Consider the following 18065-nt stretch of genomic DNA (forward strand, 5'->3'; position numbering starts at 1 on the left):
GCGCTATCCCGTTCGAGCGTGCGGCATATCTCACTCGAATCGGATCCGACGGGAATATTTGCCTATACTTTCGTCCAACCTACATACGCCGAACACTCCCATTTGGGAGGGAAATCGGATGCCGGAGGGAAGTAAGCATGACGCGCGTCGAAACTATCCATCGAGCGATTCGGCACATATACGGGGCAGTGCTCGCCCCCAATGACTGGCCGACTGCGCTGACCTCGATCACGGAGGCAATCGGTGCGCAGAAGGTGATGCTGAATGAAACGATTGCCGATGCTGCCGGTTTGGCTGTTTCCATGGGGATAGTCCCCGTCAATGCGGCGCGACTTCAGCACGAGTTCGAAACCCGTCTTCCGGACTGGATCAAAGCCATACCGGTTGGCACTCCGCTGCGGCAAACGTCGGCGATTTCCGATGCGGACTTCAGACGTTCGGATATTTACAACGAAGCAGTTCGCCCAGAGGGCGGCTTCTATGGAATTGTTGCGCCGCTTGTACGGCTGCCTGGACGACAGATTCATTTTTCTGTCGGGCGAAATCTGGGTGCGGTGGATTTCAGCGACGCGGATCTCGATGCGGCGAATCTCATCGTCCCGCACCTGAGGACGGCGCTGGAGATTCAAGGCCGTCTGGCTGCCGCCGATTTGCGGGCCCAGGGTGCGCTCGACGTTGTCGCTGAACTGAATGTCGGCGTGATCCTGCTCGACGCGGCCATGCGTCCGGTTCTCGTGAATCCCTGTGCCGAGGCACTCGCCGCACGTAGAGACGGTTTGCTGTTGAACAGGGAAACGGTCATTGCTTCCCAACATTCCGACACGGAGGATTTGCGCCGCGCCATCGCGACTGCGGCCCGCTGGCACGACTTTAGCCGGGACGGTCGCGAAACGGCAATACGGCCCGCAGTGCCGATGCGTTGCTGTCTGTCGCGCCAGCCGCCACGTCCACCGCTCATCGTCAGCGTTATGCCTGTCTGTAGGGCTGTTAGTCTGGGCGAACGGAATCTCGCAGCGCGGGTGGTTCTGTTTGTGATGGAACCAGACAGAGCGTGCGACATCGATCCGATCGTTCTCGTCAAGACCTTTCACCTTACCCGTCGCGAGGCTGCGCTTGCCAACCTGCTTGCGGGTGGATCGGACCTTGCGGAAGCGGCTTCGCGGCTGGGCATCGGCATTGGAACGGCAAGAGGCTATCTTAAGCAGATACTTGCCAAGACCTATACGCACAGGCAGGCCGAACTTGTTGCACTGCTCCTGCGTAGCAGTACGCAACTAACTCAATGTAGATAACAGCCGCCGGATGTCCTCGCAGCTAGAAGATGGGTTCCTTACCGTCAACGCAGGGGCCAGGGCGGACAACGACGCGACGCGCATCATCCGCTCGGAGAATGTCTGCTGTTTTGGGCCGAACCGACGTTCAACTGTCCGCGTAAACGCACGCGCCAACGGCCGCAACTGGCCGAACCCGGTCCGACAGCAAACTTCGGTGAGGGGGCTGAGCACCGCCGGTTGCGTTTCGGCGGCACCCGATCCACTTCTACCATTTGAGATCGCATCTGAACTGACGAACGCCAGCTGTCGCCCGATGCGGGACCATCGGAGGTCAATCAAACACGGCATTTGAATCGGGCTGCCCTCACATCGAACCCTTCGACGAGGGGGGGCCTCCGGCCATCTCCACATCAACGGCCCCATAGATTGCGAGCGGGACGCAGCAACGGTAAGCATCGCGCAATTTTATTGATTTGCGCGGTCACATGGACAACAACGACGAATTTGCGATTGCGCTCATTGTGCGTGGGATCGGATTGTTGGCTTGCGCCGACATGCCTCTCGATTAGGGTTAACCCATTCAGAGCTGTGCCGCAAAGTACATACAGTTCTTGCATACGAGCTTGCTTCAGACGCGGGGGCATCGCCGCCCAGGGTCGTCTGGCGGTGGTTCCTCATTTCCACGAACTCAAAGGAGACGACAGATGGAAATCCGCAACCCTTCCCCCGGCCTCTACAACGAAGATCTCGCACCCGCCAGGGTGCGCAACTGGGGTGCCTTTAGCATTTTCAACGTCTGGACCTCGGACGTGCACAGCCTCTGGGGCTACTACCTCGCCGCCAGCCTGTTCTTGCTGTGCGGCAGCTTTACCAACTTTGTGCTGGCGATCGGGCTCGGCTCACTCGTGATCTTCGCGCTGATGAATCTGATCGGCTACGCCGGCGAGAAGACCGGCGTGCCATACCCGGTGCTTGCGCGCGCCTCTTTCGGCGTGTGGGGCGCCAACCTCGCGGCGCTGGTGCGCGCCGTGGTGGCCTGCTTCTGGTACGGCGCGCAGACAGCAGCGGCTTCGAGCGCGATAGTCGCGCTGTTGATCCGCAGCACCAGCCTGATGGAGTTCCACAAGGGCACGCACTTTCTCGGCCACTCGGGGCTGGAAGTGATCTGCTACTTCATCGTCTGGGCGCTGCAGCTGCTCATCATTCAGAAGGGCATGGAAACGGTGCGCAAATTCCAGGACCTGGCCGGTCCGGCGGTGTGGATCGCGATGCTGATCCTGGCGATCGGCCTGTGCGTCAAGGCGGGCGGCTTCTCGTTCGAGCATGGCATTCCGATGGACGCGCTGCTCGAGAAGACCAAGGACGCCGGCGTCAGCGGCGAGCCCGGCTCGTTCTGGGCGCTGATGGCCGTAGGCGCGACCTGGATCACCTACTTCGCGGCGCTGTACCTGAACTTTTGCGACTTCTCGCGCTACGCGAAAAACCGCGACGCAGTCAAGAAAGGAAATCTGTGGGGCCTGCCGGTCAACCTGATTGCGTTCTCGCTGGTCGCCGGCGTCACCACCATCGCCGCCTTCAAGGTGTACGGCGAAGTGCTGCTGCACCCCGAGCAGATCTCAGCCAAGTTCGATAGCTGGATACTGGCACTCATCGCGGCGGTGACTTTCGCAGTCGCCACGCTAGGCATCAACGTGGTGGCCAATTTCGTCTCGGCGGCGTTCGACATCTCCAACACGTTCCCCAGGCAGATCAGCTTCAAGAAGGGCGGTTTCATCGCCGCAGCCATCGCGCTGGCGCTCTACCCGTTTGCGCCGTGGGAAGGCAACGCCGCGCACTTCGTCAACGCCATCGGCGCCACGATGGGCCCGCTGCTGGGAATCATCCTGGTGGACTACTATCTGGTGGCCAAGGGCAACGTCAACGTCGCGGCGCTCTACCAGGAGCACGGCGAGTATCGCTACGAAAGCGGCTGGAACGTCAACGCGCTGGCCGCGGCGGCGGTCGGCAGCGTGTTTTCGACCTTCCTGCCCAACTTCACTAACCTGCTGCCGGCCTGGTGGAATACATATGGCTGGTTCTTCGGCGTAGCGATCGGCGGCGGCATGTACCTGGTCATGGCGACGCTGCGGCCGCGTACCGCGATCGCCACTACCCGCGTTTAAGGCTCTTTCCATCCCGATCAGGTAGGGTCAAGCACTGGCACGGCACCGCCGGGTGCCTCCCGGAAGCGGGCGGTCGGTCACGATAGCCGCGTGCGACTCGCGAATCGCAGATTTGGCCGACGATCCGCCTGATGGCATCGTTCAAAGAATGGCACTTTCGGCCACAACTTGCCGTTCAGCGAGCCGGGAAATCTGCCGTTGGAGCGGCCGCATTACTCCGGAACCTGACGGACGAGCTACCCGCACAATTCGGCCATTGCCGTTATTCGAGAATCGGCTTTGGTCAGGCAGCTGAGCGTCACTTTGCGGACATTCGCACCTCGGCGGTCGCGAGTGATCAGCCTCACTGAGACTGAACGCGTGCTTACGACCCGTTGCTGCCGGTCGAGTCGTCGCGGTTCCAAGGGCAGGTATCGGAGCGATTCGGACGCTCATTTTAAAACCTTGATTCCGAAAAAGATTGAGGTGGTGTTTCAGTTGCGACGAGAGCCGTCGCGTTGCGCCAAGGCGTGTCGCTGGTTGCCAGCCTGATTTCCCCTTCTGGCACAAACCGCCAGATGCACCTGGCGCAGCTTCATGCTCGCGATTGCGCGATGTCTGGTCAGATCAACGGATGCGGCGAAGGCTCGCTGGCCGCTTCGTCAATGGAGGCATTTCCAACGTGATCCGCAAGAACCACTTCGTAGTCGCCAGCGCGTCGCCGATCGCGCAGCGGGGGGCACCATCAAGGCGACATAGAGGCCAAAACGTCATGGTCATGTCTTGCGCAAGCGCGTGAATACGAACGCGTTGTGCTTCTTTCGTTTCCCACTGCTGTGACGCCAGTCGGTCGCTTTGTTGATAAAATCATGTCCGGCAACACCTCTGTTTCTTCAAGTGAAATCACCCAGGAACCGCCAAAGAGCGCGCGTTGCCCGGCACTACGATATCGCGCCGCCATCAAGATCCTGAACCCCTTAATGCACGAACTCCGGCAGGAGACCCAAAGATGAAGGGCGCATCCAAAGAGGAGAAGTCCATCCCGATCGGCGCGCTCAATTCGCTGCCCGTCGTCATGCTCGAACACGGTGTGGACCCATGGGCGCTTCTTGAATCCTTCGGTGTCACCCGAGAAGCGATGGCTTCGCCGTTGACTCCTCTCGCCACGGTAACGCATGGTCGGATCCTGGAAGCCGCAGCAAAGCGGATGCGCTGCGAACACGTAGGATTGCTCCTCGGCCAACGTGCGACGCTCGATAATGTGGGGCCGTTGCGTTTCCTTGTCCTCAATGCGCCAACAGTGCGTGAGGCGATCGAAAGCCTTATTCGTTTCTGCGGACTCTGGTATCGGGGATTGCACGTTCGGATGACTGAAGACGAAGGCTACGCCTGCATGTCGGTTTCGATCGACCCAAACATTCCTGGTGCACGGCATTTGCTCACGGCGTACCTCGCGGCAAATGTCCGGATTCTGGAGTTGATCCTCGGTCGGGCGTGGCGGCCGACTCTCGTACGGATCGCGTTCCCCAAGCCAAAAGCAAGCGCCTTGTACGAGCAATATTTCCAGGCGCCGGTCTGGTTTGGCCAGGCTCAATACGAGGTCCTGTTTCCACAGTTGCTGCTCGACCAGCCAAGGTCTAGTCACGACCGGCAACTTGCGCGTTTCCTTTATCAGCACATAAGTGAGCTGCAGGATCGCCAGGGCGGAGACTTCAGCTCTCGTGTCAGAGAGGTGATCGAAAAGCTATTACCTGATGGCTGTACGTCGCAGAAAGTCGCTGAGTTCTTCGCGATACATCGGTTCACGCTCTATCGCCATCTTGGCGAACTCGGCACCAGCTATGACTCAATGTTTGAAGATGTCAGACGCAATCTGGCAGATCAGTTGCTAAGCCAGACGGATATACAGATTGCCGAAGTGGCGACGCGGCTGGGGTATGAGAATCAAGGGAACTTTACGCGGGCCTTCAGGCGGTGGTACGGCTGTACTCCCAGCGAGTGGCGCAAGTCCAAAGCACGCGTTCGGGCTGGCTCCGTCGACGCGCCGTGAACCGCACCTACGCCCGAAGCCAATCCGGGATAATTAGCTTCGCACGTTGAATACGATACCTGCGGTTCAAGTCTGCCTCTGCTGAAGCTCGCGCGGCATTGGTGCCGCGCCGTGCGACGGGCGACGAAACAACCGGCCTGCCGAGGCATGTCGCGCGAGCCGGTTTCTCAACCGGTCAGAAGTTATGACGCAATCCGATATTGACCGCCGCCGTGCCCATTCCCGGCGCGACCAGTGCGCCATAGGTAATGCCTTGAGTCATAACGCCGTGGTTATTGACCCAACCCACCTGTGCATAGGCGACGGTTGACTTGGAAAGGCTGTAGTCAGCTCCGGCCGCCACTTCGAGCGAAGTGTTCTTTGAATCGTTTCTGTCCTTGATGTAGTAGAGACCACTCGAAACATTGAACGCCGGCGTGAACCGGTAGCCGAGGCCGACTGAATACAGATCGAGGCTCGTACCGCCATTCGGATTCAGCGCACTGCGCGGAGCCGGATTCGCGCCATTGCTATATGACGCCGAAACCGAGAAGTCCTTGATCGTGTAGAGCGCGCCAACGTACCAGTAGCGGTTATTGTTCAGCCCATTCGCGGGCACTGCCGTCGCGGCCGTGGACGACACCGTCGTGAACGGATTCGTATCGTGTCCGGTGTAGTACAGCGCAGCGAGCCTCAGACCATAGCCTGAGTATTTCAGCACCGCCGACTCGCGCGTGCCGCCCTGAAAATGTCCCCCGACACCGCCCGGCGCATATTCCAGATCAGCGCTGAAGCCGTAGAACTTCGGCGATCTGTAGACAATCGCGTTACTGTCGTATAACGCGCCGATGGGTCCATTGGTGCTGGTGCCAGGCCAGCCCGCCGCTGAGTTCAGGCCAATCCAGGCACCCAGAATACTGCCGAAATACTGTGCGTGGCGAGCGTCCGTCTCCCCCATCGCATAGATCATTGGCGCAATCTGCCGACCTGCATTGATCGAGCCAAACGGGCCACTTACGCCGGCTGTCGCGATCTGGTTGAAGAACCCCGGGACGGCCGCCGTGTCCGACTGACCATTCTTTCCGGTGCCAGTGTCGAACGTGCCTTGCAGCCTGAAGTTTGCCGCGTAACCGCCGCCTAGATCCTCGGTTCCCTTCATACCCCAGACACTTGAATAGATGCCCCCGTCCTTGAAGCGATAGACCGCCCCGAGGTTGCGCAGCGCATTCGCGACCGAAGCCGCCGCAGCCGGCGGCAGACGAGTACCCGGCGGCAGTCCAGTCAACGTCGAAGGGTTGGCGCTAACGACCGCCGCGGAAGTGCTCTGATACAGCAGACCCGAGTCAAGGACGCCATACAGCGTTACTGACGAGTCCGCGTGAGCCGAGTTCCCGATCACGGCTATAGCGGCTGCAGCTACCCATTTCAACTTCATACAGTCTCCTGATTGTCAATTGCATTGGTAAATCTACAACTGCCTGCGTGCGAGACTGCTCACGCCATACGCTTCACATGGCGCCGCAATCCTTCTCTTAATGCCGGTTCGCGCTCTATACATTTCGGATGTCTAAGTGGCTCGCTTACGCCGGTCAAGATGAGACAAGCGCTGATCCCAGACTGTTACGGCGACTTCGAACGGACGGCCGTCCTACCCTTTCCAAACGGACCCCGGCACTCCGCACGGGCCGTGTTATCGGAAATATGAATGACCACAGGCCTTACTGGCGTTCACGAAGCCGGGCGGCCGGTATGCCGGCGAGCAGCGCGACGGTGCCGATCAGCAACATGCAGCCGATGACATCAAACGCGACATACAGGCTGCCAGTACGCGCTTTGATCGCACCAACCGTGATGGGACTCAGTACTGCCGCCAGCGAACCGATGCTGCTGACGAGCGCAATGCCGCCCGCCGCGGCCCTTGCGCTGAAAAACGCTGGCGGGATCGTCCAAAAGAGCGGTACCGCGGCCAGGCATGCGGCTGCGCCAATGGTCATGAAGACAGTCGAGAGCAACACGTTGGCTTGCAGCACATGCATCACCCCGAACGAGACCGCGGATGTCAGCATCGTCGCGGCGAGGTGCCAGCGGCGTTCGAGCCGCCGGTCCGAACTCCGTCCGAGCAGATACATCGAGGCCAGCGCGAGGAGGTAGGGGCCACTCGCTATCAAGCCAATGCGGTGCAAATCGGTGATGCCGCCCTCTTGCAGCAATGAAGGCATCCAGTACGCAACCGTGTTGGTCCCCGAATAGAGCGCGAAAAACACAATGCCGGGGACATAGGCCCGCGGGTCCCGCACGACCAGTCCGAATGACTGGCTTTCGTGCGTGCGCGAGTCCTGATCCAGCCGAAGGTTCTCGGCCACAATGACCTTTTGGCGATCGGTAAGCCACGTGACGTGCGAAGGACTGTCGTCGAGCCAGAACCACGCGAATACGCCAAGCGCAATTGCGGGCAGTCCTTCGAGGACGAAGAGCACTTGCCAGCCCTTCATGTCGTACCAGCCTTCGAGACCGGTCATGATCGCACCGGCGAGCGGCCCGCTGACCATCCCGGCGACAAATCCCGACATGAAGAAGATTGCGGTCACGCGCCCCCGTTTCCATGACGGAAACCAGTAAGTGAGGTAAAGGATCACGCCCGGAAAGAACCCTGCTTCCGCGACGCCCAAGGCGAAGCGGGCGATATACAGACGCGCCGGTGTGTTGACGAAGCAGGTCAGCGCGGTGACCATGCCCCACAGCACCATGATGCGCGTGAGCGTCGCGCGCGCACCGACGCGCTGCATGTACAGGTTACCGGGTATTTCGAACAGGATGTAGCCGACAAAGAACGCGGTGGCGCCAAACGCATAGGCTGTATCGCTCAGACCGAGATCGTGCGCCATGCGCAACTTGGCAAACGAAATGTTGATCCGGTCGATCGAGTTGACCGCATAGGCGAGAAACAGAAACGGCAGCAGGCGCCATGCAATCCTGCGGTATGTCTGCCGCACTTCGGGTGACGTGCGCGACTCGCCCATTGCTGCGGCCTGGGGCTGCAAAACGCTATCACTCATGGTGTCTTCTCCTCTGAACAAGGCGGCTCGCGTGACTGGGCGCCGCTTCCATCACAGCATTTGATGCGTCGGCGTCTGGGCCCTGGACATCGGGTTATCGCAGACTCCGCCCCGCTGCTTCGCAGGCGCAGACACGGAGCCTGCACGTCCGGTTAACCTCGTTCTCATCGGCGAGTTCGTTCGTATTCTTCAAATTCCGCCTGAAGCAGCGGCACGCCGAGCTCGCAAGCTTCGATCCCCTGGAGGCTGACGATCTTCAGCACTTCGAGAATCTGCTCCCGGCTGGCACCCAACTCGAGTGCTGCGCGGATGTGACGGCGTGTGCCATGCGCATACAGATGGGTGATGGCGGCATCACCGGCGATGCACAGAAACTCGATCCATAGCGGCGGCAAAATGTTGTCGGTCCACAACCCCAGTCCCATCGCGAGAAATTTCTCAAGGTACTGCGGGTCCCAGCGATAAATCGTTTCCCACAACGGGTTGAACATACCGTTCGCGCGCACCTTATCGCACACAGGCGTGGCCGAAGCGGGAGCGGCTTCGTCGGCAATACCCGCGTGCGCCAGCTCTTCGGCGAGAATCGGCACCCCCAGCGCGCAGGCATGAATGCCGATCACGCTTGCGAGCTTGAACACCTCCATGATCTGCGCGCGGGTCACGCCCAGGTGCAACGCATCGCGCACGTGGCGGCGAACGCCGGGACCATACAGATGGGTCGCCGTCACATCGATGTTCAGCCGGACGAGTGCGGCCAGTTGTGGCTCGAGGACGTCGCTCGTCTGCGTGCTCTGGCCGAGCTTCATGAAGGACTCGGTCCATGTGGGGTCCCACTGGGCGAGCGGGTCCAGCGTGGCGTCCACGAGGCCCGCGGCGCGCATCACGTCGTAGTTAGGTGTTGGTTGTTTTGCGGTCATTTGACTGTGTGTACTGGAAGATGGAGGTTGCCGCGCCGCGCGAGACTTTTTCAGCCGATCAATCGCGCACCGGCTTGCCGATAACCGATCGGCCGCCCCGCTCCTGGGCCAGGACTCCGGCCGATGCGCTCGTGGTTTAGCCGTGGCCCGGCACCGTAAACCCGCGCTGGGCGGATTTGCGGTTCGGAGCCATACCGAGGGCCGCAACCGTCTCATCGGCGCTCTGATACCACTCGCCGATCTTGTAGATGCGCTTCGCATCTTCGCCGTTGGCGACATCGCGCCCCAGTTCGCGAGCGATCCGCACGGTCTGCTCGATCTGCTGGACAGACGTCATGCGTTCGCCCTTGCGTCCCCACAGGTTGTCTTCGATCCCGACCCGCACGTGCAGACCCATCGCAATTGCCATCGCGTTCATCGGCAAGACCGCGCGCATTGCGCTCTCGATGGTCAGCACCGAGCCGTCGGGCGTACGACGTACGAACTCGATCAGGTCGGCGGGATGCAGACCCGCTGCGCCGCCGCCGATTGCGACGTAGTTGAGAATCAGCGGACCGGTGTACAGGCCGCGCCGGATCAGCCGTTCGACGCTCTCAAGTTGATGGACATGGCCCAGCATGAAATGCGGCTGGATGCGCGCTTCCGAAAGACGCCGCAGGTGTTCGATAAAGAACGACGGCTTCGCATCGACGACCATTTCCGAATACGCTTTGAAGTACTCAGGCTTTTCAAGGATGGTGCCGGCGACGTCGTCGGGTGTGAGCAACTCGCAAATGTTCATCTGGCTGGAGTTGATCGTGATGGTGACCTGGTCGGGCTTCGGGTTGAGCTCCGCGAGCATGTGTCGCGTATCGTAGTCGAGCCACTGCGCGTCCTTCCCTTCGCCTTCCGGCGCAAACGAAATCGAACCGCCAACCTGCAGAACCATCTTGGGCACCGCTTCGCGCAGCAGGCCCAGCATCTCGTTGAACTTGGAGAGGCGCTTCGAGCCCTTGCCTTCTTCTTCCCGCACGTGCACGTGAAGGACGGTGGCGCCCGCGTTATAGCAATCGACGGCTTTCTGGATCTGGGCATCCATGCTCACCGGAATGTCGTCCGAGTCGGTCGGCAGCCATTGCGGTCCGTACGGCGCAACCTGGATCACGAGTTTTTCCTGAACTTCGGGGAAAAGGCTATCGTCGAGAAAATTCATAAGCATCTCCAGTAGTAAGGGATGACCGGCCGCGTGGGCTGATCCGTCCATTCAACTTTAAGGAAATGCAGGTCCCCCCATTTATCATGTCGTCATGTGGTTTTATCATGCTGTCACAGCAAGCATTGGGACTTACCCTCTTCGCTTGTCCGCATTTGCGGACGATTGCTAACTCGTGCGCTTGCTTTCCGTAGGCCGGATGCGAGTGCGCAGTCATTGCGCGCGGCGCCAGAAAGATACTGCGGTGCAGTGTCGCAGAATGTGCACGGACCGGGCGCCGGGCAATGGCTCGGTGCCGGGGGGCGTCGTTCAGGCTTGAGAGGCGGGAGGTCGATGCGAAGAAGAACGATGCGGTGCGGTGTCGCCGGTATGCCCTGGTAGATGTGACGAGTGCATCGCGCACGTCACTGGCGGTTTCATTGACGATTCTTCGATTTCGCCCGAGCGAGCATGATCAGATGACGCCGGCGGCCTTCAACTCGCGCAACCGCTCAGCGGACACATCGAGCAATTCACCCAGTACTTCAGACGTTCCTTCGCTCAATGGCGGGGGGATGCGACGCACCGGCAAGCGCTTGCCGTCGAAGCGGTATGGCGGCGCAAATACATCGATCGCGCCGGCCACTGGATGCGGATGCGACGTCACGAGTCCGGCATCGCGGACGCGTTTTGACGTCAATGCTTCGTGCAAGCCCAATACTTCACCGCAAGGGATATTCGAGCGGACCAACCGATCAAGCAGGCTCTCACGCGTGCGTTTAGCAAGTTCGCGATTGACTTCAGGAAGAAGCGCATCGCGATGCTTTGACCGGTCGAGGTTCGTCTGAAATCGCGGATCGGCTGCAAGGTCCGGTCGCTCGATAACATCGCAGCAAAAGCGGGAGAACTGCGCGTTGTTGCCGACCGTGATCACGAGCGGGCCGTCGGCAGCGTCGAACACACCGTAAGGAACAATCGACGGATGCGCGTTGCCGTAGCGCGGCGGATCGCCGCCCATCAGCAAGGCTTCGAGGCCGTAGTACGCGGTGATCATCAATCCACAATCGAACAGTGCCATCTCGATCGAGCGGCCCTGGCCCGTGCGTTGCCGCTGATACAGCGCGGCCAGTATCGCCTGCGCTGAGTACATGCCGGTGAACAGGTCCACGACCGCCACGCCAAACTTCAACGGCGGCTGATTCGCCTCACCATTGATACCCATCAGGCCCGCTTCCCCCTGAACGACGAGGTCGTAGCCCGGACGCGTTGCTTCAGCACCGGTGTGGTCGTATCCGGAAATCGAGCAGTAAATCAGGTCTTCGCGATCGGCACGCAGATCGTCATAGCCAAGCCCAAGCTTCGCTGCACCACCGACCTTGAAATTCTGGATGACGATGTCGCATTCTCTTGCCAATGCGCGCGCCAATTCAGCACCTTCTATCGACTGCAAGTTGAGGCTGACGGAACGTTTGTTCCGGTTGACGCTATTGAAATAGGCCGTTTCGGAAGTACCGACTCGCAACCCCCAGTCACGCGTGTCGTCCCCCCTTTCCGGATGTTCGACCTTGATGACCTCGGCGCCCAGATCGGCCAGCACCATGGCGCACCAAGGTCCGGCAAGAATGCGGGAAAGGTCCAGGACGCGCACGCCCGCTAGCGGTAGCGCCGTTTTGTCAGTCTGCAACGTGTCTCTCCGTGTTGAGTTGTATACGACAGCATTCGTAGATACGTCACAAGACGATAAATGAAGGATGATTCACCAGACCGGCCGAGCATTCGGCTGGGGAATTTCGGCTTGGCAGCCGTCGTACATTTCGATTTCATATAACAGTGGTCAAATGACCGAGCCGCCGTTCGGGCTGACCACCTGACCTACCAGGTAGTGCTCACCCGCCAGATAGACGACAGTCGACGCGTACTCTTCCACAGTACCAAAGCGGCCCAGCGGGCAGCTTTGCCACAGTCGATTGCGACCTTCGTCGCCGATTTTGTCGAGATAGTCGTTAAATGCCGGGGTGGCCACTCCGCCCGGCGCCATCGCGTTGACGAAGATATTCGCGCCGGCCACTTCGAATGCAACCGACTTCGTGAATGCAATCACCGCTCCCTTGGTTGCGCAGTAATGCGGGCTATGCGCGCTCTTGATCGACAGTCCAGCAATCGACGCGATATTGATGATCTTCCCGTCGCGCTGCGGCTCCATCAGCTTCAACGCCTCCCGTGTGCAATAAAAGACGCCGTGGACATTGACGCCCCAATAACGGTGCCACTCCTCATCGTCAATCTCACTCGTGAACCCCAGCGACTGGCGCGGCACCGGCGTTTGCATGTACGCATACAGCTTGTTGCGACGCTCTGTGTCAATTGGACGATTAGGAGTCAGCGCTGCATTGTTGACCAGAATGTGCAGTGTCCCAAAGCGCGCGACGACCTGCGCGAACAGATTGCTCACCTCCGAACTGGACGAAACATCGCATCGCAAGGCGAGGCATTCGGCACCGCATGCTTCGACTTCGGCGCGGGCTTCTTCCAGCGACTGATCGTTGACATCGCAAATCACCACGCGTGCGCCTTCTTTGGCCAGCGCTACCGCACAAGCCTTGCCGAGCCCAGGCCCCGCGCCGGTAACGAGTGCCACTTTGTCTCTAAATTTCATCAAGCAACCTCTTAAAGGGTAATAAGGTGATCAATCGTGCAACACCCTTGTCGCAACGAGAAACCGCGCCGGACAGGCGTCGCGTCTTGATTCAGTGTAAGGACGCAGCTGATTTCCCATTATTCTTTTCGTCACGCATTTTTATCTTTTCGTCACTTTAGATCTAGGCGACACATCTTCCGGGCATTGAACCGCATGCCCGTCTTGTAGAGGCAGACTGTCAGATTCGACATCGACGTCGACAATTGCGCGAGAAATGTCAACCCGGCGACCGAGCGTTGATGGGACGCGCGATGGTGTGCGCGCCAATCGATCAGAGATAGCAAATATCTAGTGGAGAGCAGTTAGGAAACTCGGGCAATTTCCAATGCGAAGAGTGTCGAAATGATCAGCATCAGTTACAAAATGATGAACCCGCTCTGGGAAACCTCTCTACAGTTGCCTGCACTAGCACAGCAAGGCTGTACGTGATGACGTTGCCCGGCCGGTATCCAACGCCTGCGGAACAAGCATTGGTCAACCACCTGCGCGGACCTGTTACATCGTTTTCCGATGTCTGGTTTTTATGATTCTCGTATTCGTGGTTTCTGCTCGTCTTCCTCAGCACTCCGCCTCTTTCGATTGGAATAGGCAAAAGCGATACGGGCGATCGACGATTATCGACGTAAAGCTTTTATGATCTAACTTTCCTAGTCGATACACATGACACAACCGGAAGGTGCCGTAATGAACCGACAAACAGTACAAGAGCAGGCGATGGATACGAAGGTATCAGCCTATGCGTACCCACTATTGATCAAGCAGTTGCTGCATACGCCGCTCGCCCATGCACCCGAACAGGAAATCGTATATCTCGGCAAGCGAAGGCTGACTTATTCGATCCTGCCAGAACGCATTGCGCAACTGGCAAACGGTCTGAGCAGCCTTGGCGTAGAACATGGCAGCACAGTGGCAATCATGGATTGGGATAGTCATCGTTACCTCGAATGCTATTTCGCGGTACCCATGATGGGAGCCATATTGCAGACCGTCAACGTCCGCTTGTCCCAGGCGGAGATCTTGTACACGATCAATCATGCCGGCGCCGAGGTGCTGCTCGTTCATACCGATTTCCTGCCGACGATCGAAGCGATCAAGGAGCAGTTCGAAACAGTGCATACCATTGTTCTGATCGACGACGACGGCGTGCAATGCACACACACGATCCGGTTCTCCACCGAGTATGAGGCGATGCTCGCCGCAAGCTCGCCGAGGTTCGACTTTGCCGACTTCGACGAAAACACTCGCGCCACTACGTTCTACACGACGGGCACCACCGGATTACCAAAGGGCGTCTACTTCACCCATCGCCAATTGGTTTTACATACCCTTTCAATGATGGCCGCACTGGCTAGCCCTGTAAGTGGCCAGCGCTTTCATCGCGGCGACGTGTACATGCCGCTCACGCCAATGTTTCATGTACACGCATGGGGCATGCCCTACGTCGCGACCATGCTGGGTGTGAAGCAAGTCTATCCCGGCCGCTACATTCCGGACCGATTGCTCCAACTGATACGCGATGAAAACGTCACGTTCTCGCATTGCGTCGGCACCATCCTGCACATGCTGCTGAGTTCGTCGTTGTCCAGACATATTGATCTCAGCCACTGGAAGGTCGTGATCGGCGGCGGTGCGTTGCCTCATGGTTTGGCGCGCGCGGCGCTCGAACGGGGCATCGACATTTTCGCCGGATACGGCATGTCCGAAACCTGTCCCGCCCTCAGCCTCGCGCAACTGAAACCGGGGGACGCTACGCGCGATGCCGCCGAACAGTTGCGCTTGCGCTGCACTACGGGCCTGCCGTTACCGCTGGTTGAGCTACGCGTTGTCGACGAGCAGATGCGCGACATGCCGCACGATGGCAAGGCGGCGGGTCAAATCGTCGTGCGCGCGCCCTGGTTGACCCAAGGCTACCTGAAAAACGAAGCGGCCTCCGCGCAACTGTGGGCGGGCGGCTATCTGCATACGCAGGACATCGCCAGCATCGGCACCGATGGCTATTTGCAGATCACAGATCGTCTCAAGGACGTGATCAAGTCCGGCGGCGAGTGGGTGTCCTCGCTCGAAATCGAAAGTCTGATCTCCCAACATCCAGGCGTTGCCGAGGTTGCCGTAATCGGAGTCCAAGATACGAAATGGGGCGAACGCCCGGTGGCGTTGATCGTGCTCGCAGAGGACCACACTCCTCCGGTCACCGAGGATGAAATCACCAGGCACGTCCTCATGTTCAGTGACAAAGGGGTAATTTCCAAATATGCGGTGCCGCAGATCGTCAAGTTCGTCGACTCGCTGGAGAAGACAAGTGTCGGGAAAATCAACAAGAAGCGGTTGCGCGAACAGTTTCCCCAATCAATAACTGGCAGGTGACGCTACGAGTATTCTCGAATATTAGTTACAACACTTCCGGTGTTGTCGATCGCGAGGTGGGCTTTTCGGAATGGGTCGTCGGCGCCCAGACACGCATCGACGTCTTCGTGCATTGCGTCGGCGAGACCCAGTGGATTTACGTCAACGCGGAGCATGGGGACCGAGTATGCCCTTATGTATGTCGGCACGATCGCGCATGGAATGCCGAACACCCGACGCACTGTCCGGAGGCCGAACGACCGTTAGCGAGAGTGGAGCCGACGAATGAATGTCCACTCAAGCGACTTGGCGAACGTCTCTTCATGGCCGACAACTGCCTGCCGTCGAACGAAGGCTGGGCAGCGCGTCGCGCAACAGCGGTGATTCGTTGCGGTTGCCGGGAGCGCTGATGAGTGGAGCAATGACGTTGCAGTTGCGATCGCACAAGGCCACCACCTTGTCGCCCTTCAGATGCTTGTGCCCGCTATACCCGAGATTGTCGCCGCCTTTCTTCGCCGCCGTCGTGGTGCCGTCGCCGTGGATGACCGAAAGGTCAAGCAGCTGGTCCTGATGAAGTTGCTGCACCGAGCCCGAAAAGATGGCATCGATGCAACCATCGGCCTGCCAGCGACGAAACGTGCGGTAGATGCGCGAATAGTGAATTTCAGGGTGACCTTCTGCTGCATTCCTGTCGATCGGCAGCATCTTCCATTGGCAACCCATGTACAGTGCCTGCAGGATGTAGTTGAAGATCTTGTGCAAGGCCAGCGTGGGGGAGGTCCGCGACGGCCCAGGCTCAGATGCGGCCAGACAAATCGCTCGAACTGCTCCAGGCGCAATCTTGTTGGAATCTCTTGCCAGTATGGGCTTCGGGTCATTCGCTGCGTCCAGAAATCTGGACTTTAGCCGATCTGGCTACTCTGAGCTGAAATCCAGTCCTGGCGCGGCTTGCAGACAAATTCCACGGCCGTCGAAAACCCGCAACCAGTTGTGACTGACGAAACGTCAGAACGTTGCGCAAGATTATTCGTAGCCCACGGATGCATGTCCCGCCTTCGCTGGCAGCTACCTGCCAGTATCACCGAACGCAGGACAGACAACCTATACCGCAAGATAGTCGGTCACGGAGTGCATGAAGCGGAGGCGGCGGAACTGGCTGTGTTGCTGATGCGACGTACCAGTCTGGCGGAGGGCCTGGCAGGACGTCCGCTGGTGCTGCACTCCGATAACGGCAGCCCGATGAAGGGCGCGACGATGCTCGCCACGCTGGAAAACCTGGGGGTCGTGGCCTCGTTCAGCAGGCCGCGTGTGGGTAACGACAACCCGTTCGCGGAGTCGTTGTTCCGCACCTGCAAGTACCGGCCCGACTACCCGCGCAGGCCGTTCGGCAGAATTGATGAAGCGCGGGCCTGGACGCAGCAGTTCATGCGTTGGTACAACCATGAGCACAAACACAGCGGCCTGAAATTCGTCACGCCGGCGCAGCGCCACAACGGCGTAGCCGCCGCAGTGCTCGCGCAACGTGACGTCGTTTATGCAAGGGCCAAGCAGCGCAATCCACGGCGTTGGTCCCGATCGACGCGCGATTGGGAATTGAAGGATGAAGTCTGGCTCAATCCGGAGCGCATGCAGCCGGAAGAACTAGAGCAGGTTGCTTGAAGTGACGCGACAACTGCGTTGACAACCGCCGTCATGGCCGGGGTCCTCTTCTTACAGGTGCGTGAGTTTGTTCACGACCGTCGAAAGCAACGCGTGGGTTGGACGCTGGCCGAAGTGGATGCAGCTTTGCACTGGGTTGCGACGGAGACCGGATTGGAGTCTTCTCCCCGGTCTATATAGTCGCGAATATAGTTGATACATCAACTGTATGACTGGAGGGGAAAAAATGGCGATGACCGGACACTTTGTCGCTACTCTGGGCGAACGGGTGTTGGATTTGATGGCGGACGGTGGCGAATGGACGGCGACGCTTCTAGCCAAGGCACTGGATGTAACCCGAGAGCGCGTCGGTCGGGTCATTTCTTCGCTGGAAGCCGACGGCGAAGTCCATCCGGCTGGCACTGGCGGAAAATTCAAACTTGGCCCTCCTCTCATAGGCGCGCTTCAGTCCGCGAAGATGCCAAAAAGCCAAAAGACGCCGCGCCAAAATGGCCAGCTGTGGATCCCGTTCTTTTCGCAGCATTTCACGCGATGGCAGGTGGTGGTGGCCGATGCATTGGGGGGGCGCCGCCTCTGCCACAGTCGCAAAGGGTGAGTCTTTGCGGGAGCCTGGAAAAGGCATTCATGTCGATGGCGATGGCACCGCAGACGTCGGGTGCGGTTGCGATAGATGCACCGTGTTGGCTGCCTTCCGGAAACTGCCAAGGTCCATTAGCGCGCATAATGCGACGAGATCGTCCAGATCGAAATGCTCATCGGACAGCGCGGGCGTGATTG

13 protein-coding genes and 1 pseudogene are annotated in these 18065 nt (G+C 59.1%); 6 read left to right on the forward strand and 8 right to left on the reverse strand.

The features are described 5' to 3' along the window. Window positions 1-137 precede the first annotated feature (137 nt). From F6X37_RS14090 to F6X37_RS14100, 3 genes are all read left to right on the forward strand, one after another. Window positions 138-1292, forward strand: coding sequence for a helix-turn-helix transcriptional regulator (locus F6X37_RS14090; RefSeq protein ID WP_187611734.1), 1155 nt, complete (start codon window positions 138-140; stop codon window positions 1290-1292). Between the two features lie 686 nt (window positions 1293-1978). After that, complete coding sequence (locus F6X37_RS14095) at window positions 1979-3436, forward strand: NCS1 family nucleobase:cation symporter-1 (RefSeq protein ID WP_187611735.1); 1458 nt, start codon at window positions 1979-1981, stop codon at window positions 3434-3436. Between the two features lie 988 nt (window positions 3437-4424). Beyond that, window positions 4425-5465, forward strand: coding sequence for an AraC family transcriptional regulator (locus tag F6X37_RS14100; protein WP_187611736.1), 1041 nt, complete (start codon window positions 4425-4427; stop codon window positions 5463-5465). A gap of 175 nt (window positions 5466-5640) precedes the next feature. Here F6X37_RS14100 and F6X37_RS14105 read toward each other — a convergent pair whose 3' ends face one another. The 6 genes from F6X37_RS14105 to F6X37_RS14130 all read right to left on the reverse strand — a co-directional run bounded on the left by F6X37_RS14105 (window position 5641) and on the right by F6X37_RS14130 (window position 13244). Next, window positions 5641-6879: a porin gene (locus F6X37_RS14105; protein ID WP_187611737.1), complete on the reverse strand. Its 1239-nt coding sequence runs from the start codon at window positions 6877-6879 to the stop codon at window positions 5641-5643. A 283-nt stretch (window positions 6880-7162) separates the two neighbouring features. Further along, on the reverse strand, window positions 7163-8500 hold the full coding sequence (locus tag F6X37_RS14110; RefSeq protein WP_187611738.1) for an MFS transporter: 1338 nt from the start codon (window positions 8498-8500) through the stop codon (window positions 7163-7165). 164 nt (window positions 8501-8664) lie between these two features. After that, window positions 8665-9363 (reverse strand): carboxymuconolactone decarboxylase family protein, encoded by a 699-nt coding sequence (locus tag F6X37_RS14115; RefSeq protein ID WP_316251964.1) that lies wholly within the window; start codon window positions 9361-9363, stop codon window positions 8665-8667. Between the two features lie 190 nt (window positions 9364-9553). Then, complete coding sequence (locus tag F6X37_RS14120; protein ID WP_187611739.1) at window positions 9554-10609, reverse strand: 3-keto-5-aminohexanoate cleavage protein; 1056 nt, start codon at window positions 10607-10609, stop codon at window positions 9554-9556. A gap of 454 nt (window positions 10610-11063) precedes the next feature. Beyond that, window positions 11064-12272: a CaiB/BaiF CoA transferase family protein gene (locus F6X37_RS14125; RefSeq protein WP_187611740.1), complete on the reverse strand. Its 1209-nt coding sequence runs from the start codon at window positions 12270-12272 to the stop codon at window positions 11064-11066. Between the two features lie 150 nt (window positions 12273-12422). Further along, window positions 12423-13244 (reverse strand): SDR family NAD(P)-dependent oxidoreductase, encoded by an 822-nt coding sequence (locus tag F6X37_RS14130; protein WP_187611741.1) that lies wholly within the window; start codon window positions 13242-13244, stop codon window positions 12423-12425. A 726-nt stretch (window positions 13245-13970) separates the two neighbouring features. Here F6X37_RS14130 and F6X37_RS14135 point away from each other — a divergent pair. Further along, on the forward strand, window positions 13971-15650 hold the full coding sequence (locus F6X37_RS14135) for a fatty acid--CoA ligase (protein WP_187611742.1): 1680 nt from the start codon (window positions 13971-13973) through the stop codon (window positions 15648-15650). 300 nt (window positions 15651-15950) lie between these two features. Here F6X37_RS14135 and F6X37_RS14140 read toward each other — a convergent pair whose 3' ends face one another. Next, window positions 15951-16391, reverse strand: a complete 441-nt coding sequence (locus F6X37_RS14140; RefSeq protein WP_262419911.1) for a transposase — start codon at window positions 16389-16391, stop codon at window positions 15951-15953. Window positions 16392-16724: 333 nt separating this feature from the next. Here F6X37_RS14140 and F6X37_RS14145 point away from each other — a divergent pair. Further along, window positions 16725-17288 (forward strand): annotated as a pseudogene (locus F6X37_RS14145) (transposase); the annotation flags it as partial. Between the two features lie 226 nt (window positions 17289-17514). Continuing rightward, window positions 17515-17883, forward strand: a complete 369-nt coding sequence (locus F6X37_RS14150; RefSeq protein WP_187611744.1) for a hypothetical protein — start codon at window positions 17515-17517, stop codon at window positions 17881-17883. A 27-nt stretch (window positions 17884-17910) separates the two neighbouring features. On the opposite strand, the gene F6X37_RS36840 is transcribed toward F6X37_RS14150, so the two are convergent. Then, complete coding sequence (locus F6X37_RS36840) at window positions 17911-18063, reverse strand: LysR family transcriptional regulator (RefSeq protein ID WP_410451335.1); 153 nt, start codon at window positions 18061-18063, stop codon at window positions 17911-17913. Between the last annotated feature and the right edge of the window lie 2 nt (window positions 18064-18065).

This window comes from Paraburkholderia sp. 31.1 (assembly GCF_014397645.1).
GTDB classification, from domain to species: domain Bacteria; phylum Pseudomonadota; class Gammaproteobacteria; order Burkholderiales; family Burkholderiaceae; genus Paraburkholderia; species Paraburkholderia tuberum.